The organism is Streptomyces sp. NPDC086147 (assembly GCF_040702165.1).
In the GTDB taxonomy this organism is placed as follows: Bacteria; Actinomycetota; Actinomycetes; order Streptomycetales; family Streptomycetaceae; genus Streptomyces.
The window spans coordinates 66,720-90,522 of the sequence record NZ_JBFBJO010000015.1 but is presented as its reverse complement, the minus strand read 5'-3'; the positions used below and the strand labels follow the sequence as shown (position 1 = coordinate 90,522).

17 protein-coding genes are annotated in these 23,803 nt (G+C 72.5%); 4 read left to right on the top strand and 13 right to left on the bottom strand.

The window, feature by feature from the left end:
- Positions 1-32: 32 nt before the first annotated feature.
- Positions 33-2,192, bottom strand: a complete 2,160-nt coding sequence (locus AB0398_RS26490; protein WP_366378123.1) for a RecQ family ATP-dependent DNA helicase — start codon at positions 2,190-2,192, stop codon at positions 33-35.
- A gap of 346 nt (positions 2,193-2,538) precedes the next feature.
- Between AB0398_RS26490 and AB0398_RS26485 the strand changes: the two genes are divergently transcribed.
- On the top strand, positions 2,539-3,168 hold the full coding sequence (locus AB0398_RS26485; protein WP_366378122.1) for a hypothetical protein: 630 nt from the start codon (positions 2,539-2,541) through the stop codon (positions 3,166-3,168).
- A gap of 155 nt (positions 3,169-3,323) precedes the next feature.
- Here the strand turns inward: AB0398_RS26485 and AB0398_RS26480 are convergent, their stop codons facing one another.
- The 5 genes from AB0398_RS26480 to AB0398_RS26460 all read right to left on the bottom strand — a co-directional run bounded on the left by AB0398_RS26480 (position 3,324) and on the right by AB0398_RS26460 (position 7,409).
- On the bottom strand, positions 3,324-3,956 hold the full coding sequence (locus AB0398_RS26480; protein ID WP_366378121.1) for a hypothetical protein: 633 nt from the start codon (positions 3,954-3,956) through the stop codon (positions 3,324-3,326).
- 104 nt (positions 3,957-4,060) lie between these two features.
- The gene (locus AB0398_RS26475; protein WP_366378120.1) at positions 4,061-4,777 is read right to left on the bottom strand and encodes a ribonuclease HII; all 717 of its coding nucleotides are present in this window, start codon (positions 4,775-4,777) and stop codon (positions 4,061-4,063) included.
- A gap of 359 nt (positions 4,778-5,136) precedes the next feature.
- Positions 5,137-6,045 (bottom strand): ADP-ribosylglycohydrolase family protein, encoded by a 909-nt coding sequence (locus tag AB0398_RS26470; protein ID WP_366378119.1) that lies wholly within the window; start codon positions 6,043-6,045, stop codon positions 5,137-5,139.
- Positions 6,046-6,057: 12 nt separating this feature from the next.
- On the bottom strand, positions 6,058-6,717 hold the full coding sequence (locus tag AB0398_RS26465; protein ID WP_366378118.1) for a histidine phosphatase family protein: 660 nt from the start codon (positions 6,715-6,717) through the stop codon (positions 6,058-6,060).
- 86 nt (positions 6,718-6,803) lie between these two features.
- Entirely contained in the window at positions 6,804-7,409 is a 606-nt protein-coding gene (locus tag AB0398_RS26460) for a YdbC family protein (RefSeq protein WP_366378117.1), read from the bottom strand.
- Positions 7,410-7,772: 363 nt separating this feature from the next.
- Between AB0398_RS26460 and AB0398_RS26455 the strand changes: the two genes are divergently transcribed.
- Positions 7,773-8,303 (top strand): TerD family protein, encoded by a 531-nt coding sequence (locus AB0398_RS26455; RefSeq protein WP_366378116.1) that lies wholly within the window; start codon positions 7,773-7,775, stop codon positions 8,301-8,303.
- 73 nt (positions 8,304-8,376) lie between these two features.
- On the opposite strand, the gene AB0398_RS26450 is transcribed toward AB0398_RS26455, so the two are convergent.
- Together AB0398_RS26450 and nrdR are read right to left on the bottom strand one after the other, a co-directional pair.
- Positions 8,377-11,274, bottom strand: coding sequence for a vitamin B12-dependent ribonucleotide reductase (locus AB0398_RS26450; protein WP_366378115.1), 2,898 nt, complete (start codon positions 11,272-11,274; stop codon positions 8,377-8,379).
- Between the two features lie 178 nt (positions 11,275-11,452).
- On the bottom strand, positions 11,453-11,962 hold the full coding sequence (gene nrdR, locus AB0398_RS26445) for a transcriptional regulator NrdR (protein ID WP_030220839.1): 510 nt from the start codon (positions 11,960-11,962) through the stop codon (positions 11,453-11,455).
- A gap of 472 nt (positions 11,963-12,434) precedes the next feature.
- On the opposite strand from nrdR, the gene lexA reads away from it, so the two are divergent.
- Positions 12,435-13,223: a transcriptional repressor LexA gene (lexA, locus tag AB0398_RS26440; RefSeq protein WP_125663813.1), complete on the top strand. Its 789-nt coding sequence runs from the start codon at positions 12,435-12,437 to the stop codon at positions 13,221-13,223.
- A gap of 140 nt (positions 13,224-13,363) precedes the next feature.
- Here lexA and AB0398_RS26435 read toward each other — a convergent pair whose 3' ends face one another.
- The 5 genes from AB0398_RS26435 to AB0398_RS26415 form a co-directional block, all read right to left on the bottom strand.
- Positions 13,364-15,361, bottom strand: coding sequence for an ATP-dependent DNA helicase (locus AB0398_RS26435; RefSeq protein WP_366378114.1), 1,998 nt, complete (start codon positions 15,359-15,361; stop codon positions 13,364-13,366).
- A gap of 37 nt (positions 15,362-15,398) precedes the next feature.
- The gene (locus tag AB0398_RS26430; RefSeq protein WP_366378161.1) at positions 15,399-17,162 is read right to left on the bottom strand and encodes an IucA/IucC family siderophore biosynthesis protein; all 1,764 of its coding nucleotides are present in this window, start codon (positions 17,160-17,162) and stop codon (positions 15,399-15,401) included.
- Between the two features lie 339 nt (positions 17,163-17,501).
- A complete protein-coding gene (locus AB0398_RS26425; protein ID WP_366378113.1) occupies positions 17,502-18,338 on the bottom strand; it encodes a GNAT family N-acetyltransferase in 837 nt (278 codons plus the stop codon).
- Positions 18,339-18,451: 113 nt separating this feature from the next.
- Positions 18,452-20,536: an IucA/IucC family protein gene (locus AB0398_RS26420; RefSeq protein ID WP_366378112.1), complete on the bottom strand. Its 2,085-nt coding sequence runs from the start codon at positions 20,534-20,536 to the stop codon at positions 18,452-18,454.
- 39 nt (positions 20,537-20,575) lie between these two features.
- Positions 20,576-21,958 (bottom strand): diaminobutyrate--2-oxoglutarate transaminase family protein, encoded by a 1,383-nt coding sequence (locus AB0398_RS26415; RefSeq protein WP_366378160.1) that lies wholly within the window; start codon positions 21,956-21,958, stop codon positions 20,576-20,578.
- 613 nt (positions 21,959-22,571) lie between these two features.
- Here AB0398_RS26415 and AB0398_RS26410 point away from each other — a divergent pair.
- Positions 22,572-23,747: a hypothetical protein gene (locus AB0398_RS26410; RefSeq protein WP_366378111.1), complete on the top strand. Its 1,176-nt coding sequence runs from the start codon at positions 22,572-22,574 to the stop codon at positions 23,745-23,747.
- The last annotated feature ends 56 nt before the right edge of the window (positions 23,748-23,803 follow it).

The following is a 23,803-nucleotide window of genomic DNA, read 5'->3' as shown; positions in this document are numbered from 1 at the left end:
GCCCGGTCCGAGGCACCCGCCGGGGTCGGGGGTCAGCCGGCCGCGGCGAGGACCAGGGGGAGCACCTGCGCGGCGCCCGCTCGGCGGAGCAGCCGGGCGGCGACCGCGAGGGTCCAGCCGGAGTCGGTGAAGTCGTCCACGAGCAGCACGGGGCCGGGGGCGGCCGCCAGGGCACCGGACAGCTCCTCGGAGAGGGTGAAGGCACCGGAGAGCGCCCTGAGGCGCTGTGCGGAGTTGCTGCGGCGCACCGCGTGCGCGCCGTCCGGCCCGGTGTGGGTCAGGGTGCCCAGGTAGGGGAGGCGGCCGATGTCCGCGATGCCCCGGGCGAGGGAGCCGACCAGTTGCGGGCGGGCCAGGGAGGGTACGGCGACGACGCCCACCGGTCGGGCGGAGGCGTTCTCGACGTCCGGCGCCCAGCCGCCCGGGGAGCGCGCCCAGTCGGCGAGGACCGCCACCGCGGCCTTGAGGACGTCGTCCGGGACCGGCCCGTCCGGCGCGTTCTCCGCGAGGAGTGGGCGCAGGCGGTTGCCCCAGCCGATGTCCGAGAGCCTGCCCAGGGCCCTTCCGGTGGAGCACTGCTCCCCGGCGGGAATGCGGCCCTTGAGTTCGATCCCCAGGGCGGGCATGCCGGTCGGCCACATCCGGCGCGGCTCGACCTCCACGCCCGGGCGGTCCAGTTCCCTGGTCGCACCCGTCAGCGTCTCCGGCGACACGGAGGTGTCGGCCCAGGCACCCGCGCAGTTGTCGCAGCGGCCGCACGGGGCCGCGCCCTCGTCGTCCAGCTGTCGGCGCAGGAACTCCATCCGGCATCCGGAGGCGCTCACGTAGTCGCGCATGGCCTGCTGCTCGGCGGCCCGCTGCCGCGCCACCCACGCGTACCGCTCGGTGTCGTACGTCCAGGGCCGCCCGGTGCTCTCCCAGCCGCCCTTGACCCGGCGTACGGCGCCGTCCACGTCGAGGACCTTGAGCATCGTCTCCAGGCGGGTGCGCCGCAGGTCGACCGCCGCCTCCAGGGCGGGCACGGACAGCGGTCGTCCCGCGTCGGCGAGGGCCGCCAGGGTCTGGCGGACCTGCGCCTCGGGCGGAAAGGCGGTGTCGGCGAAGTAGCGCCAGATCGCCTCGTCCTCCTTGCCCGGCAGCATCAGCACCTCCGCGTGCTCCACACCGCGCCCGGCCCGGCCCACCTGCTGGTAGTAGGCGATCGGGGAGGACGGCGAGCCGAGGTGGATCACGAAGCCGAGGTCGGGCTTGTCGAAGCCCATGCCGAGGGCCGAGGTCGCCACGAGCGCCTTGACCCGGTTCTCCTGGAGGTCGGCCTCGGCCTGGAGGCGGTCGGCGTTCTCCGTACGGCCCGTGTAGGAGGCGACCGGGAAGCCGCGCTGGCGCAGGAAGGCCGTGGCCTCCTCGGCGGCGGCGACCGTCAGCGTGTAGATGATCCCGGAGCCCGGCAGTTCGTCCAGGTGCTCGGCGAGCCAGGCCAGCCGGTGCGCGGCATCCGGCAGTCGGACCACGCCGAGCCGCAGGCTCTCGCGCTCCAGGGAGCCGCGCAGCACCAGCGCCTCGCCGGCCCCGGTGCCGAGCTGCTCGGCCACGTCCGCGGTCACCCGGGCGTTGGCGGTCGCGGTGGTGGCGAGGACCGGCACTCCGGGTGCGAGTTCGGTGAGCATGGTGCGCAGTCGGCGGTAGTCGGGGCGGAAGTCGTGGCCCCAGTCGGAGATGCAGTGCGCCTCGTCGACCACCAGGAGGCCCGTGGTGGCCGCGAGTTTGGGGAGTACCTGCTCGCGGAAGTCCACGGAGTTGAGACGCTCCGGGCTGACGAGGAGGACGTCGGTCTCGCCGCGCTCGACCTCGTCGTAGATCGTGTCCCACTCCTCGGGGTTGGCCGAGTTGATGGTGCGCGCCCGGATGCCGGCCCGCTCCGCCGCCTCGACCTGGTTCCGCATGAGCGCGAGCAGCGGCGAGATGATCACGGTGGGTCCCGAACCGCGGCGGCGCAGCAGGGCGGTGGCGACGAAGTACACCGCCGACTTGCCCCAGCCGGTGCGCTGCACCACCAGGGCCCGCCGTCGCTCCTCCACCAGGGCGGCCACCGCCAGCCACTGGTCCTCCCGCAGTCGCGCCGTCCCCTCGGGGGCGCCGACCAGCTCGGCGAGAACGGCATCGGCTTCGGCGCGGAGCTCCAGGTTGTCCATGTCTCCATGCAACCCGATGCCACTGACAATCGGCGAACTCACCCAGCGTGACGACCCGTCCACGAGCGGAAGGGGTGTTTCCGCTGGTGCCCGCGGGGTGTCCGCCGCGTGGAGAGGAAACCGTCGGACGAACGGGGAGTGAACAATGGGCAACTGGGCAGGGATATGAGTGGCATACCAACGCATTCCCGTCAGCGGCCTCAATTGCTCATTGCCGCTCGCGCACGGGCCCGCAAGAATTGGACCACCGCCCCACAAGGCCCGTCAGCGGTCCGGAAGGACTGTGCCGTGGTGCGCCCTCACCCGACCTTGCCCGCCCAGCGGGCGCGTATCCGAAGGGAGGACCGTGACCCTCGGATTCGCTCCGCCCACAGCCGCCTCGCTCAGATCGTCGTCCGGGTCCGCCAGCCGCCTCGCCCGGATACTCGAACCCTCCGAGTGGGCCGCGGCGGGCGTCCCCCTGCTGCGTAATCCGCGCGAGGTCGTCGGCGGTCTGCACTCCCGTCACGCGCCCACGCCCGCGACGGCGGTCCTCGCGGTTCTGGACCACGAGGAGCGGATCGCAGCGAGCGCCTCGTTCGTCCACCGCTCCGCGCCGGCGGACGGCTGGGAGTTCCGCAACGCGCTCCTGGCGCACCTGCGGCGCGTCATTCCGCACGACCTCCGGAGACGCACGCCCGTACGGACCGCGGTGCTGCTGTACTGCCGCGACGGCGACGAGCGCTGGACGGAGGAGGACGGGGCCTGGATGTGGGGGCTCCGGGACGCCTGCACGCTGCACGGGCTGCGCTGCGGCGCGTACATCACGCTGACCCGAGGGGGCTGGCAGGTGCTCGGCGAGGGCCGGGGAGGCCGACGGCCGGGTTCCGACTCGCTCCCCGTGCCGCTCGGCGAGGGGCCGGCCGAGTTCGGCCTGATCACGCCGAGGACCGCGAGTGGCGCGGCCGAACCGCTGCGCCGCGCCGCCGCGCGCTGATCGCACGGGCGCCGCGGACGAGGACGAAACGGCACCGGAACGCCACCGGCCTCCGCCGGGCCCGGTACGGCCCGACGGAGGAACGATTGATCGGCCGGTCATCGAACGACCGATCGGCGACAGGTCGGCCCATCAGTCGGTCGGCCGATCGCCGGTCAGACGCCGGCGCCCACTCCGAGGAGCTCCGTGACGCGCTGCGAGTCGCCGCAGACGACGAGCAGCACGCCCGCGCGGGCCATCGCCGCCGGCAGGGCACGGGCGGTCGCCTCCTGGTCCCCGCCGTTGACGGCGACGATCACCACGGGTCGGGAGGCGGCCCGCTCCACGGCGGAGGCGCCGGCGAAGAACACGTCGTCGCCGGTCTCCTGCTGGGCCCAGTAGGCGGCTTCGCCGAAGGACAGCTCGTGCGCCGCCCACGGGTGCTGCTCGCCGGTGGTGAGGACCAGGACCTCACCGGGGGCCCGGCCGCTCTCCAGGAGCAGGTCCAGGGCCTCCTCGGCGGCGTCGAGCGCGCCGTCGACGGGGGCCGGGATCAGCTGGAGCTGCGGGGCGGACCGCTGGTCGGAACGATTCTCCGCGCCACCGGCCGGGGTCTTCCCGGGTGCGGGGCGCGGCTTCGGGGGCGCGGGCCGGGCGGGTCCGGGAACGGGATGTCCGGGGCGCGGGGAGGCCGCGGAACGCGGGCCGGGTACGGGACGGGGGGTCGACGCGGGGCGGCCGGCGGCCGCGGTGGCGCGGGGACCCTGGGCGCTCTCGTGAATCTGAGGCTCCTCGGGGATGAGAGGCATGAGTGGATGTCTATCAAACGCCGCTGCGCGGGGCATCGGCGGGTGGGCACACAGGTGCACCCCGGGCGCGTGAGCAGCCCTTCGGCGGCCCCGTGACCGGAAGTTCAGAAGTCGAAGCCGAGTTGGCCCCCGCTCTCCAGCGCGGCCGCCTCGACGGAGAGGCGGACCTTCTTGAGGTGGCGCCACCGGGGCAGCGCGTCCAGGTAGGACCAGGAGAGCCGGTGGTGCGGGGTGGGGCCCAGCTCTTCGAGGGCGGCCCGGTGGACCGGCGAGGGGTAGCCCGCGTTGGCGCCGAAGGCGTACGGCGCGTACTCCCCCGCCCCGGTCCCGGCCTCCAGCTCCGCCATGAGGGCGTCCCGGCGGACCTTCGCGAGGACGGAGGCGGCGGACACGGCGATGCAGGACTGGTCGCCCTTGATCACCGTACGGACCTGCCAGGGGCCGCCGAGGTAGTCGTGCTTGCCGTCGAGGATCACCGCGTCGGGCCGCACGGGGAGGCCTTCGAGGGCCCGGACCGCCGCGAGCCGCAGCGCCGCGGTCATCCCGAGGTCGTCGATCTCCTGCGGGGAGGCGTCGCCGAGCGCGTACGCCGTGACCCACTGCTCCAGTTCCACCGCGAGGGTGGCACGGCGCCTGGGGGTGATCAGCTTGGAGTCGGTGAGCCCTTCAGGCGGTCGGCGCAGTCCGGTGACGGCCGCGCAGACCGTGACGGGACCGGCCCACGCCCCGCGCCCGACTTCGTCGACTCCGGCGACGATCCTGGCGCCGGTGGTGGCTCGGAGCGATCGCTCGACGGTGTGGGTGGGGGGTTCGTACGGCATGGCGCCAGACAGGTTACGCCGCCCGGCACCGCCCGCGATACCCGGATTCCCGCCAAGCTTCCGAGGAACCCCGCCACATCGCTCCCCGACCTCGACGCCATCGCATTCCAACCCTCCCTGGATTCGCTTCCGCACATCCCGTACCGACACACCATCGCAATGGAGAAGAGCAGGAGCAGGAGGCCACCTTCACCCTCATCTCCCCTACTGGAAAAGGAGACGGTCAAAAGGGCGGGTCATAGCGAAACGCCGAGCGCCAGTTCCTGATCGCGGCCGAATAATCGCATGCGCGAAGCCGGAAGGAGCGGCCGGGCCCGGTAGGTATCGCCCGCCGGGCCCGGTGGGATCGGATCACGGTCTCAGGAGACCGCGGCGGGGACCCACTCCGGAAGTTCCTCGGTCTGTGCCAGCCAGTCCGCCGGCGGCGCGCCGGCCGCCGTGGCGGCCACCACTCCCCCCGCGATGGCGCAGGTCGTGTCGACGTCGCCGCCGACCTGCGCGGTCGTCCAGAACATCCGCTCGAAGTCGCCGAGCGCCCGCGCGGCCGACCAGAGGGCGAAGGGGACCGTGTCGTGCGCGCTCGTGCGCCGTCCGCTGCCGAGCACGGCGGCGACCGTGCCGGGGTCGCCGTAGTCGAGCATGTCGCGGGCCCTGCGCAGGCCCGCTCCGACCGCGCTGCGCGGCACCAGGGCGATCACCCCGTCGAGCAGCGCCTCGGGCGTGGGCGGCCCGGCGGGGTCGGCGGCGAGGGCGGCCGCGGCGGCGACGGCCATGGCGCCCACCACGGCCTCGCGGTGCTGGTGCGTCGTGTACGCGGAGATCTCGGCCTGGTGGGTCGCCTGCTCCGGATCGTCCGCGTACCAGGCTCCGAGCGGGGCGATCCGCATCGCGGCGCCGTTCCCCCAGGAGCCCTGCCCCTTGAAGAGCGCGGCGGCCAGTTCACGCCAGTCGCCGCCCTCCCGGACGAGCCGGAGCATCCGGTTGACCGCCGGGCCGTAGCCCCGGTCGAAGTCGTGGTGGTGCGCGAAGGACAGGGCCAGGGCGTCCTGGTCGATCCGGTCGTGTCGCGCGAGGACGGCCAGGACGGAACAGGCCATCTCGGTGTCGTCGGTCCACTGCCAGGGTCCTGGGGGCAGCTCGCGCCGCTTCAGGAGGGGGTAGTGGACGGGTACGAAGAACTGGGAGCCCAGGGCGTCTCCCACGGACAGCCCGCGCAGGCTGGCCAGGGCGCGGTCGAAGCGCCGGTCGGGTGAGGAGTCAGCGGTCATCGGTCTGCCACTCTATCCGGTGCGTCCGTACGGTTCCGGGGTACGCCAGCGTTCGAACGGCCTGTCCAGACGGTACCTCCCGTCCTCGCCGAGCAGGAGGACGCGCGTCTCGGCGTTGCCCGGGTTAGACAGCGACTCGAAGTCCGCGACCGTCCAGTGGAACCAGCGCATGCAGAAGAGGCGCATGGTCAGTCCGTGGGTGACGAGGAGGACGTTGGGCGGGTGGTCGGGCGACTCGAAGCTGCGGTACAGGCTCTCCAGGAAGGCCCCGACGCGGTCGTAGACGTCCGCGCCCGACTCTCCCTGGGCGAAGCGGTAGAAGAAGTGCCCGTACGCGTCGCGGTAGGCCTTCTGGAGGCGTACGTCCTCCCTGTCCTGCCAGTTGCCCCAGTCCTGCTCCCGCAGGCGCGGCTCCTCGCGGATCCGGACCTGGTCCCGAGGAAGCCGGAAGGCATGGAGGGTCTCGTGGGTGCGCCGGTACGGCGAGACGTAGACGCTGACCGCCTCCTCCCCGAAGAGCTCCCTCAGCCGCTCCCCCGTCTCCTCCGCCTGTCGCCACCCGGTCGTAGTGAGCCGCAGGGCGTGGTCGGGCTCCCGTTCGTACACCGTGTCATCGGCATTGCCCTCGGACTCTCCGTGTCGTACGAGGACGATGCGCCGCGGTCGTGCCATACCCCGACCCTAGATCGCCGCTCTCCGGAAGGCTCGACCGAGGGGGTGCGGGAGGGGTTCGCGCAGGGTACGGGCGACGGACGCCCTCAGACCGTCCAGGACGGTTCGAGCCGCACCACGTCCCCGTTCAGCGCCGCCACGTCGGCCGCGGTCCGGGCCCGCAGGCCGAGCCGCTCCACCCGCTCCTCCCGGTACTTGCCGTGCTCGGCGGTGGACTGCCACATCGAGAGGATCAGGAACTCGCTGCCGGGCGCCTCGCCGAACATGCCCCGCAGCATGCCGGGGGATCCGGCCATCGCGGGGTTCCACACCTTCTCCTGCATGAGCGCGAAGTGCTCGGCGCGGTCCTCGTGGACACGGCAGTGCGCCACCCGCGCCACGTCGGCGTCGGCGAAGCGCGGCTCGAATCCCGTCTTCACGTCGAAGCGGTGGTCGAACAGCTTGACCTGGCCGTTGCGGAACGTGCCCACCTGCGACGCCGCGAGCCGGTCGTGCGAGCGCGCCATGAAGGAGTCGTAGAAGGCCCGGCTCTCCCAGAACGCGAAGATGTGGGCGACGTCCGGCCGACCCCGGCTCCATCCGCCGCCCTGCCCCCGGAATCCCGGCTCACCGAGCAGCCCCGCCCATTTCCGCTGCCCCCGCTCGAACCCTCGACGGTCCACCACGGTGCAGCGAATCCACTTGACCAGCACCGCGCCATCGTACGGGGCCGGAGAGCACCCCGGCAGTCCCCGGCAGGCGCACGCGCTCCGGGCACGCGCGCTCCCCTCGCTCTCGAACGGAAAGCCCCGGGCACGCGCGCGTGAAGGCCCGTCAGGAACCGCTCGTCACCGCCGAGTTCACCGTTCCTCCGGCGACCCGCTCGATTCGAGCCAGAGAGGCGTCGAGATCCGGCTCGTCACCGCTCCCCGCACCGTTCTCCCCCTCCGGCGCCGACCCCTCTGTCGTAGACGCATGACACCATGAGTGATCGGCACGCGACCAAGGACTCTTCGAACGGGTCGACGGTACGAGGCGAGGCGTGCGCGGGGACACGCGCGGAGAGGGGAAGCATCATGAGCGGACTCAACAAAGGGGTGGGACGCGTCGAGGTGACGCTCAAGTGGGACCCCGCCCCGGCCGGTGCCCCGGCCCACGACCTGGACCTCGTCGCCGGCGTCTTCACCGCCGACGACCCTCACGGCGCGCCGGCCCAGCTGGTGCACTTCGGCAGCCGCTCCCCGGACGGCACGATCACGCTCCACCGCGACAGCCGTACGGGCCAGGGGTTCGGCTACGACGAGGCCATGACCGTGGAGCTGGACCGGCTGGGTTCGGGGTACGCGCGCGTGGTGGTGGGCGTGGCCATACAACAGAGCGGCGGACGGCTGTCCTTCGGTGACATAGCGGGCACGGGCGTGCGGGTCCGCGAGGGCTACACGGACCTCCTGACCCACGACTTCGCGGACGTCCCGGACGCCCTGGCGGCGACGGTCGTGGAGTTCACCCGCACCGGACCGGACGGCTGGTCGTACCGCCCGATCCCGCGCGGTTTCGACGCCGACCCCCAGACCTTCGGCACCCTTCTGGGCTCCCCGGTCGCCTGACCCCGCCGACCACGGGAGCGGGACGCGCGAAAGGGGCGCCGACCGGTTGGTCGACGCCCCTCTCACGGACGGATCAGCTGCAGCCGCTGGTGGAGCCGCAGCCCTCGCAGATGTAGCAGGAGCCGGCCCGCTGCATCTTCGTGCCGCAGGAGAAGCAGAGCGGGGCGTCGGCGCTGATGCCGAGCTGCATCTCGACGAGCTCCGCCGAGGTGTGGGCCTGCTTCGGGGCGGGGACCTCGGCCTTCGGGGCCGGGGCGGTGGCGACGGCCTTCAGCTCCGGGGTGCGGGGCGCCGACTGGGCCAGACCCTCGACGTCGACCTCGTCGTCCTCGGGCTGCTCGTACGAGCCGGTGTCCAGGTGGCGCTGGCGCTCCTCGGCCGAGTGGATGCCGAGGGCGGACCGGGTCTCGAAGGGCAGGAAGTCGAGCGCCAGGCGGCGGAAGATGTAGTCGACGATCGACTGCGCCATCCGCACGTCCGGGTCGTCCGTCATGCCGGCCGGCTCGAAGCGCATGTTGGTGAACTTCGAGACGTACGTCTCCAGCGGAACGCCGTACTGGAGGCCGACGGAGACGGCGATGGAGAAGGCGTCCATCATGCCGGCGAGGGTCGAGCCCTGCTTCGACATCTTCAGGAAGACCTCGCCGAGACCGTCGTCCGGGTAGGAGTTGGCGGTCATGTAGCCCTCGGCGCCACCGACGGTGAAGGAGGTGGTGATCCCCGGGCGGCCCTTGGGCAGGCGCTTGCGGACCGGGCGGTACTCGACGACCTTCTCGACGGCCTCGCGGATCGTCGCCTCGGACTTCGCGGTGACCTCGGCCTTCTCGTTCTCCTTCTTCTTGGCGGAGAGCGGCTGGCCGACCTTGCAGTTGTCGCGGTAGATCGCGAGCGCCTTGACACCCATCTTCCAGGCCTCGAAGTAGACCTCCTCGACGTCCTCGACCGTGGCCGTCTCCGGCAGGTTCACGGTCTTGGAGAGGGCGCCCGAGATCCACGGCTGGATGGCGGCCATCATGCGGACGTGGCCCATCGCGGAGATGGAGCGCTCGCCCATGGCGCAGTCGAAGACCTCGTAGTGCTCGGTCTTGAGGCTCGGGGCGTCGATCACGTTGCCGTGCTCGGCGATGTGGGCGACGATCGCCTCGATCTGCTCCTCCTGGTAGCCCAGGCGGCGCAGGGCCTGCGGGACGGTGCCGTTGACGATCTGCATCGAGCCGCCGCCGACGAGCTTCTTGAACTTGACCAGGGCGAGGTCGGGCTCAAGGCCGGTGGTGTCGCAGGACATCGCGAGACCGATGGTGCCGGTGGGGGCGATGACCGAGGCCTGGGCGTTGCGGAAGCCGTTCTTGGCGCCGAGGCGGATCACGTCCTGCCAGGCCTCCGTGGCGGCGGCCCAGATCGGGGAGTCCAGGTCGTCCATGTGGACGGCCGCGGTGTTGGCGTCGGCGTGCTGCTTCATGACGCGCTGGTGCGGCTCGGCGTTGCGGGCGTAGCCGTCGTACGCGCCGACGACGGCGGCGAGTTCGGCGGAGCGCTTGTACGAGGTTCCGGTCATCAGGGAGGTGATGGCGCCGGCGAGGGCACGGCCGCCGTCGGAGTCGTACGCGTGGCCGGTCGCCATCAGGAGGGCGCCGAGGTTGGCGTAGCCGATGCCGAGCTGGCGGAAGGCGCGGGTGTTCTCGCCGATCTTCGGGGTGGGGAAGTCGGCGAAGCAGATGGAGATGTCCATCGCGGTGATGACGAGCTCGACGACCTTGGCGAAGCGCTCGACGTCGAAGGACTGGTTGCCCTTGCCGTCGTCCTTGAGGAACTTCATCAGGTTCAGCGAGGCGAGGTTGCAGGACGTGTTGTCCAGGTGCATGTACTCGCTGCACGGGTTCGAGCCGTTGATGCGACCGGACTCGGGGCAGGTGTGCCAGCGGTTGATCGTGTCGTCGTACTGGATGCCCGGGTCGGCGCAGGCCCACGCGGCCTCGGCCATCTTGCGGAAGAGCGCCTTGGCGTCGACCTCCTCGATGACCTCGCCGGTCATGCGGGCGCGCAGACCGAACTTCCCGCCGGTCTCGACGGCCTTCATGAACGTGTCGTTCACGCGGACGGAGTTGTTGGCGTTCTGGTACTGGACGGACGTGATGTCGTCGCCGCCCAGGTCCATGTCGAAGCCCGCGTCACGGAGGGCGCGGATCTTCTCCTCCTCCTTGACCTTGGTCTCGATGAAGTCCTCGATGTCGGGGTGGTCGACGTCGAGGATGACCATCTTGGCCGCGCGGCGGGTGGCGCCGCCCGACTTGATCGTGCCGGCGGAGGCGTCGGCGCCGCGCATGAAGGAGACCGGGCCGGAGGCGTTGCCGCCGGAGGAGAGCAGCTCCTTGGAGGAGCGGATGCGGGAGAGGTTCAGGCCGGCGCCGGAGCCGCCCTTGAAGATCATGCCCTCTTCCTTGTACCAGTCGAGGATGGACTCCATGGAGTCGTCGACGGACAGGATGAAGCAGGCGGAGACCTGCTGGGGCTGCGGGGTGCCGACGTTGAACCAGACCGGCGAGTTGAAGCTGAAGATCTGGTGCAGGAGGGCGTAGGCCAGCTCGTGCTCGAAGATCTCGGCGTCGGCGGGCGAGGCGAAGTAGTCGTACTCCTCGCCGGCCTTCGTGTACGTCTTCACGATCCGGTCGATGAGCTGCTTGAGACCGGTCTCGCGCTGCGGGGTGCCGACCGCACCGCGGAAGTACTTGCTGGTGACGATGTTGACCGCGTTCACCGACCAGAAGTCGGGGAACTCGACGCCGCGCTGCTCGAAATTGACCGAGCCGTCGCGCCAGTTGGTCATGACGACGTCCCGGCGCTCCCACGTCACCTCGTCGTACGGATGCACGCCGGGGGTGGTGTGGATGCGCTCGATGCGCAGGCCCTTGCTCGCCGACTTGGGTCCCTTGGTGCGGGAACCACGTGCCGGGCCGCTCGCCGTCTCTGTCATGCCGCCTCCCATATACGGGCAAAACACACTTTGGCGCCCAGATAGTCCCAGGGCACCGTCTTCTGGTACGTCGTTCAGTACTGCTGCCGCGAAGGCCGGAGGGCCGTTCGGGGCACGTCTGCCGGGCCGCGCGACGGCGGCCGGTCGCACCGGGCCGTCGTGCGGCCCGGACCGCCGGTCAGTCGGCGGCGGTGGCGGGAACGGGGACCTCTGGGGTCGCACCGCTCCCGGGATTCTCGACGGGAGGCCGCACGCGGAGTTCCGCGATGGCGGCCTCGAAGTCCTCCAGGCTGTCGAAGGCCTTGTAGACGGACGCGAAGCGCAGGTACGCGACGAGGTCGAGTTCCCGCAGGGGGCCGAGGATCGCCAGGCCCACGTCGTGGGTGGTCAGCTCGGCGCTGCCGGTGGCGCGCACCGCCTCCTCGACCCGCTGGCCGAGCTTGGCGAGGGCGTCCTCGGTGACCGGCCGCCCCTGACACGCCTTGCGCACGCCGGAGATGACCTTGGTACGGCTGAAGGGCTCGGTGACGCCGGAACGCTTCACCACCATGAGCGAGCAGGTCTCCACCGTCGTGAAACGACGGGAGCAGTCGGGGCACTGGCGACGGCGTCGGATGGACGTCCCGTCGTCGGTGGTGCGACTGTCGACGACACGGCTGTCGGGGTGCCTGCAGAAGGGGCAGTGCATTGGTTCCAAAGCCTCCCTCACGGCACGACTGACTGGCCTCGCGCGGCCCGTCAAGGCCCTGCGAAGCGACCACCAGCATAGGCGATGCGAGCACCCCCGGCAGACCGGGACCACTACCCCTGGGTGGCCGATGACATCCAACCACTAGATCTTGGGTTGGAGGCGTTTCCGGGTCTTCCGCGTGTCGCGGTGCGCCCGCTCCGGGGATTCCGCCCCGTCGGGTAGGACACCGAAGGAATCACCGACCGGTCGCGGGTGTTCGCGGGTGATCACGTCCCGGCCGCGAAGGCTACCGGAAGGCCATGTTCGAGGCGGCGGCGAGGTGCCTTCTCGACGGTGGCACGCATACACCTCTCCCCATACAGGCGTAGGGCGATCCGCGAATTTTCACTCGAACGTGTGTTTGGCGCAACCTTTCGAAAGCTACTACCGTTGTGCCAGCCAGGGAGACCATTCGAAAGGGGCCGACGACGTGACCACCACCGCAGACAGTGCCACCATCACCGCCCAGGACCGCTCCCAGGGCCGACTCGAGGCGGTGCACGCCATGAGTGACGTGAACATGAACGGCGAGGAGCCCGGGCGCCCCGCCCGCGCCCTCCCCGGGCGACCTCCCGGCATCCGGGCCGACAGCTCCGGCCTCACCGACCGGCAGCGCCGGGTCATCGAGGTCATCCGCGACTCGGTCCAGCGGCGCGGCTACCCGCCGTCGATGCGCGAGATCGGGCAGGCGGTGGGCCTCTCCAGCACCTCCTCCGTGGCGCACCAGCTCATGGCCCTGGAGCGCAAGGGCTTCCTGCGCCGCGACCCGCACCGCCCCCGGGCCTACGAGGTCCGCGGCTCCGACCAGCCCAGCAGCCAGCCCACGGACACCACCGGCAAGCCCGCCGCGTCGTACGTCCCGCTGGTCGGCCGGATCGCCGCCGGCGGTCCGATCCTGGCCGAGGAGTCCGTCGAGGACGTCTTCCCCCTCCCCCGGCAGCTGGTCGGCGACGGCGAGCTGTTCGTCCTGAAGGTCGTCGGCGACTCGATGATCGAGGCCGCCATCTGTGACGGCGACTGGGTCACCGTCCGTCGCCAGCCCGTCGCGGAGAACGGCGACATCGTCGCCGCGATGCTGGACGGCGAGGCCACGGTCAAGCGCTTCAAGCGCGAGGACGGCCACGTCTGGCTGCTGCCGCACAATGCTGCGTACCAGCCCATCCCCGGCGACGAGGCCACCATCCTCGGCAAGGTCGTGGCGGTGCTGCGACGGGTGTGACCGCACGCCGTCGGCTCTGACCGGGCCCCGGAACCCTCTGCGCCGGTTCCGGGGCCCTGCCGTGTCCGGGCCCGTTTTCCCACGGGCCCGGTTCTCTGACGCTCGCCGCCCTCGTTCTCGGACGCCTGACGCCTTCTCCCTCAGACGCTCGCCGCCTTCGAGGCGGCGTCGATGGCCGCGAGCGACTTCCGCACCTGGTTGCGGTCGGTGGTGTACCAGAAGTCGGGCAGCGAGGCCTTGAGGTAGCTGCCGTAGCGGGCCGTGGCGAGCCGGGGGTCGAGGACCGCCACGACGCCCCGGTCGCCGGTGGCCCGCACGAGACGACCCGCGCCCTGGGCCATCAGCAGGGCGGCGTGGGTCGCCGCGACCGCCATGAAGCCGTTGCCTCCGGACTCCTCGACGGCCTTCTGGCGCGCGCTCATCAGCGGGTCGTCCGGGCGCGGGAACGGGATCTTGTCCATGACGACCAGCTGGCAGCTGGGGCCCGGGACGTCCACGCCCTGCCAGAGCGACAGCGTGCCGAAGAGACAGGTCTTCGGGTCGGCGGCGAAGTTCTTGATCAGCTCGCCCAGCGTGTCCTCGCCCTGGAGCAGGATCGGCAGCTCCGGGATCCGGGTCCGCAGTTCCTCCGCCGCCTGCTGCGCCGCGCGCATGGAGGAGAAGAGGCCCAGGGTCCGCCCGCCGGCCGCCTGCATCAGTTCGGTGAGCTCGTCGAGCATGTCGCCCCGGTCCCCGTCGCGCGCGGGGCGGGAGAGGTGCTTGGCGACGTACAGGATGCCCTGCCGGGGGTAGTCGAACGGCGAGCCGACGTCGATGCCCTTCCAGACCGGCAGGTCGTCGCCGGTGGTGCCCTCGGGGGCGAGGCCGAGTGAGGCCCCGACGCCGTTGAAGTCGCCGCCCAGCTTGAGCGTGGCCGAGGCGAGCACCACGGACCGCTCGGTGAACAGCTTCTCCCGGAGCAGGCCGGAGACGGTGAGCGGCGCGACCCGCAGCGAGGCCCCGCTGTGTCGATATGCGGCTCCGCCGCGGGGCTCGTGCCGCTCGTACCACACGACGTCGTACTCGGAACCCTGCGTGATCCGTTCCGCGACGCCGTGGACAGTCTCCACGGAGGCCATGGCCTGCTTGCGCACGGCGTCCTCGTCCTGCACGGACCGGTCGCGGGTCGAACCCAGGGCCGTGATCACGGCGCGGGCCGCGTCCCGCAGTGCCATCAGGGCGTACGCGAGGTCCTCCGGGATCTCCTCCAGCCGGCCCGGCAGCGCCAGCTCCATGACCCGCTCGAAGCCCTCGGCGGCGGTCTGGAGCTGGTCGGCGACCTTCTCGTCCACGAGCTTCGCGGACCGTCGCACCGCGCGGTTGACCTGGCCCGGAGTGAGCTCACCGGTGGCGACGCCGGTCACGCGGGAGACCAGCTCGTGGGCCTCGTCGACGATCAGCACCTCGTGCTCCGGGAGCACCGGGGCTCCCTCGATGGCGTCGATGGCGAGCAGGGCGTGGTTGGTGACGACGACGTCCGCGAGCTTGGCGCGCTCGCGGGCCGCCTCGGCGAAGCACTCCGCCCCGTACGCGCACTTGCTCGCGCCGAGGCACTCCCGGGAGGAGACCGAGACCTGGGCCCAGGCCCGGTCGGAGACGCCCGGCGTCAGGTCGTCCCGGTCGCCGGTCTCCGTCTCGTCCGACCAGTCCCGCAGGCGGATCAGGTCCTGGCCCAGCTTGCTGGTGGGCGCGGCCGCCTCGAAGGGGTCGAAGAGGCCTTCCTCCTCGTCCTGCGGCACCCCTTCGTGGAGCCGGTGCAGGCAGAGGTAGTTCGACCGGCCCTTGAGCATGGCGAACTGCGGGCGCCGGCGCAGCTGCGGGTGCAGCGCGTCGACCGTCCGGGGCAGGTCGCGCTCGACGAGCTGGCGCTGCAGCGCCAGGGTGGCCGTGGCCACCACGACCCGCTCCCCCTGGGCCAGCGCCGGCACGAGGTAGCCGAGCGACTTGCCGGTGCCGGTGCCGGCCTGGACGAGGAGGTGGGAGTTGTCGTCGATGGCCTCGGCCACGGCCTCGGCCATGGCGACCTGGCCGGGCCGCTCCGTGCCGCCGACGGCGGAGACGGCGGCATGGAGGAGGTCGGGGAGGGATGGCTTCGTCATAGCCCTCCCACCCTACGGGGCGGCGCTGACAGCCCGGTCACGCGAGCGGATTGGGAACGGTCCCGTGGACGGCCGCGTGGGGGCGCTCGGACCGGTCCCGGTAACCGTCCAGATGCAGACGGTTGCGGTTGAGGCAGAGCCGCTCGATGCGGCGGGTGAGAAGGTCGAAGAGCTCGAAGCGCTCCTTCAGCTCGGGGAAGCGCGCCTGGTGCCGCAGGATCTCGGCGCGGACGAGGGCCCAGAAGTCCTCCTCGGGTACGCCGAGTTGCTCCTCGCAGAGCGGTGCGAGGTAGCGGAAGACGCCGACGAAGAGCCCCGAGTGGATGAACTGGGTCAGGAAACCGGGCTCCTCCGTCAACAGGACGCCACGCACGTCGTCCGGAAGGGTGGCGTGTTCGGGAAGCGGGTGGGCACTGATGTTCACATCGTCGACGAAGTCCTTGATCGCCAGGCGTACGGGGACATCGTCGGCGTCGTACACGACGATCGCGTTCTCGCCGTGGGGCGAGAAGACGGTGCCGTAGCGGTAGAGGAAGTGCAGCAGGGGAGGGAGCAGAGCGGTGAAGAGGTGCTGGAGCCAGACGGCGGGGGCGAGTCCCGAGCGCTCGACGAGTTCGGCCACGAACGCCCGGCCGGCCGGGTCGGTGTGGAGGAGGGCGGCGAGGGTGCGGGCGCGCTCGCCCGGGGGCAGTGCCAGGGGCTCCCGCCAGATCGCGCCGAGCAGTTCCTTGTACTGGTACGGGACTTCGGGCAGCCGGTCGTACAACGGGTGCTCGACGGTGACGGAGGCGACCTCCCCGAGGAGGATCACGCAGCACTCGTCCCGCAGGAACGGGTCGGCGTCGCGCAGTCCGTGGACCCAGACGGTCACGGCGGGGGCGGCGAGGGTGCGCTCGGTGGGCAGCCCGCGCCAGACGAGGGTGTTGAGCACCGAGAGGGGGAGCTTGACGGTGTGCCGGTCGGGGCGGCTGGTGTTGAGGAAGGTGCGGACGGACTGCTGCGGCAGACGGAGGTCGCCGTCGGTGGGGAGGGGGACGATGTCCCCGGCGGCGACGGCCGGCGCGTAGAGCGGGAGCAGGACCTCGTCCCACTGCCAGGGGTGGACGGGGAGCAGGAGGTAGTCGTCGGGTGCGTGACCGCGGGCCGCGAGGGCGGCGCGGAAGGCGGCGCGGACCTCGGGGTCGAGTTCCCGGGTGTAGAGGAGGTCCGGGGTCTCCAGACCGGGGACGCCCCGGTAGGCGGCGAGGCGGTGGCTGACGGCGATCCACGGCAGCCGGGCGGGGCGGCGCGCCTCGGGGGCCCAGCGGGCGGTGTCGGAGGCGGAGAAGCCGATGCGTCCCTTGTTGAGGACGAGCCAGGGGTGGCCGGTCTGGTGGCCTTCGAGTTCCGCGTAGGAGAGCTCGGCCAGACGGTCCGCGGTGAGGGCCGTGTGGTCGAGGCGGGTGTCGGCGGCGAGGGTGGCGGAGAGTTCGCGGATGAGGTGGCCGAGGGTGGCGCCGTCGAGCCGGAGGAGGCCGCGGGCACGGACCAGGAGGTCGAAGGGGTCGGTCAGGGGCCGGCCCTCGTGGGCGATCGAGTCGGCGGCGACGCGCCAGCCGCCGTAGGCGCCGCGGCGGGCGCGGAAGGTGAGCGTGGTGCCGTCGTCCAGCCGCAGCGCGTGGCGGTCGGGGCCACCGTCCTGCTCTTCGACCGGGACGGGTTCGAGGACCTCCTCGTACGCGAACTCGGCGAGGAGCTTGGCAAGGAGGCGGGAGGAGGCCCGGGCCCAGGCGGCGGCGTTCAGCTCGGGGGGCGCGAGCAGTTCGGGCGCGAGGGGCGGGGTGTCGGACGAGGAGGCGTGGGATCGGGAACTCGGGGCGTCGGCCCCGAAGGCCGGGGCGTGGGACGCGGAGGGGAGGCCGTCGGGCGCGGAAGGCGGGACATCGGATGCGGAGGCGGGGGCGGGTGCCGGGACGGAGGTGGGGGCGGGAGAGGCGGGGGCCGGAACGACGGGGGTCGGAATGGCAGGGCTCGGAGCGGGAGGGGCCTGAGTGGGAGGGGCGGGTTGTGCGGAGCCGTGGGGTGCAGGGGACGTCGACACGAGGACTCCTCGGGGTGGGACCGCTGTGGGACGAGCGGTGTACGCAAGGGAGGGGGTTGTTCAGAGGACGTGACGCAGGGCGCGGTCACGGATCATGAGGGCGGCTCTTTTGTCGGGGAGGTCGACTTCCGCCGCGTAGCGGAAGCCGCCGCCGAGGAAGGCCGAGACGGAGGGGGTGTTGCGGAGGTCCGGTTCGGCGAGGACGCGGGTGCACCGGGGGCGGTGGTCGAGGACCAGGTCGGCGACGGCCCGCAGGAGCGTGGTGCCGACGCCCCGGCCCCGGTCGGTGGTGCCTCCGATCAGCAGGTGGATGCCCGTGTCGTGGGGACGCGCCGGATAGTGCCGGGCGAGCGGGTCGAGGTCGGCGCGGTAGATCTCGAAGTAGCTCATGGGCGTGCCGTCGAGCAGGCCGAGACAGGGGACGCTCCGGCCGTCTCCCTCCAGTTGGGCACGGAGGTGCTCGGCGGTCACGGTCTCGGGTCCGGCGAGCTCCCAGAAGGCGGCGACGGCGGGGTCGTTCATCCACCGGGTGAGGAGCGGAAGGTCCCGTTCGAGCCGGACGGGGACGAGCCGGAAGGAGCCGACCGGGGTGACGGCGGGACTCCAGGAGGCGACGGAGTCGAGCAGGTCGCCGTCGAGGAGTTCGCGGTGCGGGTGACCGCCGCGGAAGAGGGCGGCGGCGGGGGTGTCGGAGCCGGGGGCGTCGACGGCAGAGGTGCCGGCGGCGGGAGTGACGGGGGAAGAAGGAGGAACGTCGGCGGAGGGGTCGTCGGTGGGGGTGCCGGCGGCCGGGGGCTGCGGTGGTGCTCCGCGGGTGAGGAGGGCGACGAGGTCGTCGACCCTCAGGTCGAGGGTGTCGTCCCCCGGTGGGTCGACCGGGGGGCGGGTGGGTGACACGGTGTCGCTCTCCTCTCGGCGGTGCGGTCGGGACGTGGGGTCGTCGGTGGGGGCGGGTGCGGCGGGGCCGGCGCCAGGGCGGTCGAGGGTGAAGGGAGGGGGCCGGGTGCGGGTCAGGCGCGGAGGGGGTTGGTGACGGTGACGTAGACGGACTGGGTGTCGACCGGGCCGACGAGTTCGTCCAGGCCGTGGAGGCGGGTGAGGAGGTTGGCCTTGCTGCGCAGGGTCGCGGCTTCCAGGAGCCGGTGCGGGAGGGGCGAGCCCAGGCCGGTGGCGGAGGTGAGGAAGCTGCGGAGGGCGGCGAGCAGGACGCGTTCGTCGGCGAGGTGCTGGGCGCCGAAGGCGCCGATCAGGCCGAGGACGTTGTTGATGCCGAGGTAGTAGGCGAAGCGCTCGTCGGTGACCGGGTCGGAGACGAAGGTGTCGCTGTGGGCGCCGATGCCGGGGAGGCGGCCCTCCAGCTCGCCGCGGTGGGACTCGCGGAAGTAGTAGCCCTGGTTGTCGCGGTAGCGGCCGCCGACCGGCCAGCCCTCCGGGTCCAGGATCACCAGGGTGTTCTGCTGGTGGGCCTCCAGGGCGATGCCGGCGTGTCCGTCGAGCCAGAGGACGGGGCGGACGACGTGGTCGAGGTAGCGGAGGAACCACTCGGCGGCCACGGCGGCGGTGGGGCGGCCGGTGCGGGCGGAGAGCCGGCCGATGACGTCGGCGAGCCGGGAGCGCATGGTGGTGGACCCGGGCCAGGGGCGGGGGGCGGTGAGGGCGGCGATGCAGACGGCGTCGTCGCCGGGGCCGAAGGGGTTGTGGCGGATCATGACGTCGAGGCCGGGGACGGGAGTGCCGTCCGGGGCGTCGACGGCCAGCCAGGCGGGGTCGCGGACGATGTCGAAGCCCGGGTGGGCGGTCTGCCACTCGTCGACGAGGCCGGTCCGGAGCAGCCGGTGGACCTCGACGCCGCGGTGGAGCTCCTTGCGGAGGTTCTCGCGGCGGGAGTTGGTGATGCGCAGGCCGAGGGAGAGCTTGAGCATGGCCGGGGCGCCGGGGCGGTGCACGGTGCGGATGGAGGAGGTGGGGTGCCAGGGGGTGCCGTGGGGGCCGAGGTCGTGGAGGAGGCCATCGTCGAGGAGGGCGCGGACGTCGGGGCGGTGGCGGAGTTCGCGGGCCTGCCAGGGGTGGAGGGGCAGGGGCACGGTGCCGGTGGGGACCGTGAGGCCCTCGGCGAGGCCGAGGGCGAGCTGCTCGGCGGTGACGGGCCGGCCCTGTTCGGTCCAGGCGGAGTCGGAGACCAGGAGGGAGGCGTCGACGGCGAACCAGTGGAGGGGGAAGGCGCCGTGCAGCTCGGGTGAGTAGAGGTGGCACTCGGCCTCGGTGAGGCCTTCGCGGCTCTTGGGCGTGGGGTGGAGGGGGTGGCCGAGCAGGAGGGACTGCTCGGCGGCGAGGAACAGGTCGGCGTCCGGGTGGGGCTGGGGCCGGCGGCGACGGGCGGCGATGAAGTCGGCGGTGCGGCGGGCGGAGTCGGCGACGCGGCCGACGAGTTCGGTGCCCTCGGGGGGGCCGGTCTCCCGGCTGAGGAGGGCGGCGACGGTGACGGCGTCGACCGTCGGTACCGAGGCGGGGAGCCCTTCGAGGGCGGGGGCGCCGAAGCGGTGCCAGCCGGTGGGCGACCAGTAGTGGACGGGGACGAGGAGGGCGGTGCCGCTGGCGTCGAGGGGGACGCGCAGGGTGGTGGAGTCGGGGGCGGGGAGGTTCTTCTCCCGGACCCAGCAGCGCAGGAGGCTCTCGACCGTGGCGGTGTCGGCGGCGCGCCGCGGGTCGGGGTCGTCCAGGGGGTCGGCGGTGGGCCGGGAGGACCGGGGGTCGTACGGTCCGGCGTGCTGGCGCGGGACGGTGTGCTCTGCGGAGTCGGACCCTCCGGAAGCGGGCCTCGCGGACCTCTCGGCAGCGGGCCTCTCCGAGCCGGGCCGCCCGGAGGCAGACCGCTCCGAGCCGGGCTGCTCCGCACCGGGGCGCTCGGGGCCGGGCCTCCTGAAGCCGGGCTCCTCCGAGTCGGACACTCCGGGGCCGGACTTCTCCGAGTCGGGCTTCTCGGAGGCGAGCGTTCCCGAGCCGAGCGTCCCGGAGGTGAAGGTTCCGGCCGTGAGGGGGTCGGTGGTGAGGAGGGGGGTGGTGGCGGGCGCCGGGGAGGTGGGCGTGGCGTTCACGGGCTTCCTTGGGGGGGTGGGGCCGGGGGCGGTCCGGGGTCAGTGGGACGGCCTGGGGGCGGGCACGGGGGCCGGAGCCCGGCGGGAAGGGGGCGGGTGGGGGGCGCGGGCCCGTTCGGCGGCGGCGAGGGCGTCGGCGAAGCGGTCCAGTACGGCGGTGGCCTGCTCGTCGGTGAGGGTGAGCGGCGGCAGGAGCCGGACCACCGCGGAGTGACGGCCGCCGAGTTCGACGATGAGCCCGCGGGCCAGGCACTCCTGCTGGACGGCGAGGGCCAGGGCGGGAGCGGCGGGCGGGGCGGTGTCGTCCGGTCCGGCCGCGTCGGGGTCGACGAGTTCGACCCCGATCATCAGGCCCCGGCCGCGGACGTCGCCGACGCACGGGTGGGCCGCGGCGAGGCCCTGGAGCTGTCCGAGGATGCGGGCGCCGAGGGTGCCGGCCCGTTCGGCGAGCCCGTTCTCGCGGACGTACGCGAGGGTGGCCGTGCCGGCGGCCATGGCGAGCTGGTTGCCCCGGAAGGTGCCGGCGTGGGCGCCGGGTTCCCAGGCGTCGAGCGCGGAGCGGTAGACGACGACGGCGAGCGGGAGGGAGCCGCCGATGGCCTTGGAGAGGACCATCACGTCGGGTACGACGCCACTGTGCTCGACGGCCCAGAAGGCGCCGGTGCGGCCGACCCCGGTCTGGACCTCGTCGACGACGAGGGGGATGGAGCGGTCGGCGGTGATCCGGCGCATCCGGCGCATCCAGTCGTCGGGGGCGGGGATGACGCCGCCCTCGCCCTGGACGGCCTCGACGATCATTCCGGCGGGGGTGATGACGCCGCTCTTGGGGTCGTCGAGGAGGCTCTCGGTCCAGCGGGCGGAGAGTTCCGCGCCGTGCTCGCCGCCGGTGCCGAAGGGGCAGCGGTACGGGTGCGGGTAGGGCAGCCGGGTCACGCGGACGTCGTGGGCCCCGCCGGAGGCGGCGAGGGCTCCGGCGGTCATGCCGTGGTAGGCGCCGGTGAAGGCGAGCAGGCCGTCGCGGCCGGTGGCGGTGCGGACGAGCTTGAGGGCGGCCTCGACGGCGTCGGTGCCGGCCGGTCCGCAGAACTGGATGCGGGCGTCGTCGGCGAGCTCACGGGGGAGGGTGGCGAACAGCTCGGAGGTGAAGGCGTCCTTGACGGGGGTGGCGAGGTCGAGGACGTGGAGCGGGGCGCCCGAGGCGAGGACCTTCTTGACGGCTTCGAGGACCACGGGGTGGTTGTGGCCGAGCGCGAGCGTCCCGGCTCCGGAGAGGCAGTCCAGGTAGCGGCGGCCGTCGGCGCCCTCGATGGTCAGCCCCCGGGCCCGCACGGGCACGATCGGCAGGGAACGGGCGTAGGTGCGGGCGGCGGACTCGCGCAGGGACTGGCGGCGCAGGATCCCCTCGTACCCGGTCCCCCGCACCGTCCGCCCCGCCGGGGACGCGTGTACCCCTCCGGCATCGTCGCCCTGGCCGGCCGGACCGTCGGCCGCGACCTCACCGGCTCCGGCTCCCTCGGCCTTGGGGAAGCGTTCGCGAGATGAGGGGCCTTCGGGGTTTTCACCCGCTTCGTCCGTCGCGTCCGCCGAGGTCGGCGGGGCGTGCGGCTCCGCCGGGGCGGACGGAGCTGATTCGGTCACGGCCACGGCTCGGTGTCCTCCCGCTGTAACAGTTGCGTTGCACATCGGGACGTCACGAAGTGGCCGCAAGGGCCGTCCCGAGCGCCTCCGTTGTGTCCCCCGTACGTACCAACGACGGGAACTCCCCGGGATCACGGGCCGGAAGCAAGATCTTGGCGTGTTCCGGATCACGGCACGGCAACGGCCGAACGGTGCCCGGAACCGCCGACGGGGCGCGTACCGTCCCCTCCGGCACCGGCATAGTGGGGGCCGTCGGCCGCGATCCGCCCGGATTCGGCCACTGTTTGCCCACGGGCAGGCCCACGAAGCAGGCGCACGAAGCAAGCCCACGAGCACGTCCGTGAACGAGCCATTGCACGAGCCGTACAAGTTGACGCAGTCCCAGGGGGATCACGAGATGCGATCGATTCGTCCGCTGCTGACGGCGGCTGCCGCCGTCGCGGCGCTGACGCTCACCGTTACGTCCTGCGGGCCGAGCGAGGAGAACGCGGGGGACAAGCCCAGCGCGCCCGTGAGCTCGGACCCGGCCGAGAAGATCAAGATTCCGGAAGACCTGAAGAACCGCCTGAAGGAACGCGGGATCGACCTCGACAAGTGGCGCGACGGCGAGTGGAAGAACTGGGACCGCGACAAGTGGCTGCGTGAGGCCAAGGACTTCGTCAACCCGATCATCGAGGACCTCTGGAACCCGGACCGGATGCGGGAGGCCGAGCGCCCCGACAAGCCGGTCGAGGAGGAGGACATCTCGGGTGACGCGGGCGTCACCGACCCGACTCCGGACCCGGTGCGGGCGAAGGCCGTGGACGCGAAGTACCACGACAACGCCCCCGAGTCCGGCAAGGTCTTCTTCGACGGCCCCGAGGGCTCCATGGTCTGCTCGGCCACCGTCGTGAAGGACCCGGCGCACCCGGGCAGGTCCAACATGGTCTGGACGGCCGGTCACTGCGTGCACAAGGGGAAGAAGGGCGGCTGGTACCGCAACATCGCCTTCGTGCCCTCGTACAACGACTCGGCGCTGGCGACCTCCGACCTGGAGAAGGCGACGCGGGAGCAGATCGCCCCGTACGGCGTGTGGTGGGCGGAGTGGGTCAAGACCTCCGACCAGTGGATCGCCGAGGGCGCGAGCACGGGCGGCGCGGGCGCTCCCTACGACTTCGCGGTCATCAAGGTGACCCCGGAGAAGGGTTCCTCGGCCAAGTCGCTGGAGGAGACGGTCGGTTCGGCGCTTCCGGTGGAGTTCAACGCGCCCGCCGTGCCGAAGATCGCGAGCCTGACGGCGACCGGTTACCCGGCGGCGAAGCCGTACGACGGCCAGAAGATGTTCCAGTGCCAGGACAAGCCGGGTCGGCTGTCCCTGAAGGCGAACCAGCCGACGATGTACCGGATCGGCTGCACGATGACCGGCGGTTCGTCCGGCGGCGGCTGGGTCGCCAAGGGCGGCGACGGCAAGCCGGCGCTGGTGTCGAACACCTCGATCGGCCCGTCGACGGCGGGCTGGCTCGCCGGTCCGCGCCTCGGCCCGGAGGCCAAGGGCGTCTTCGACGCGGTCAGCAAGAAGTACGCCGGGCAGTAGGCCCGGCTCGGAGGCGGGGCCCCCGGGTCCCGCCTCCACCCATGTCTCACCCGCCC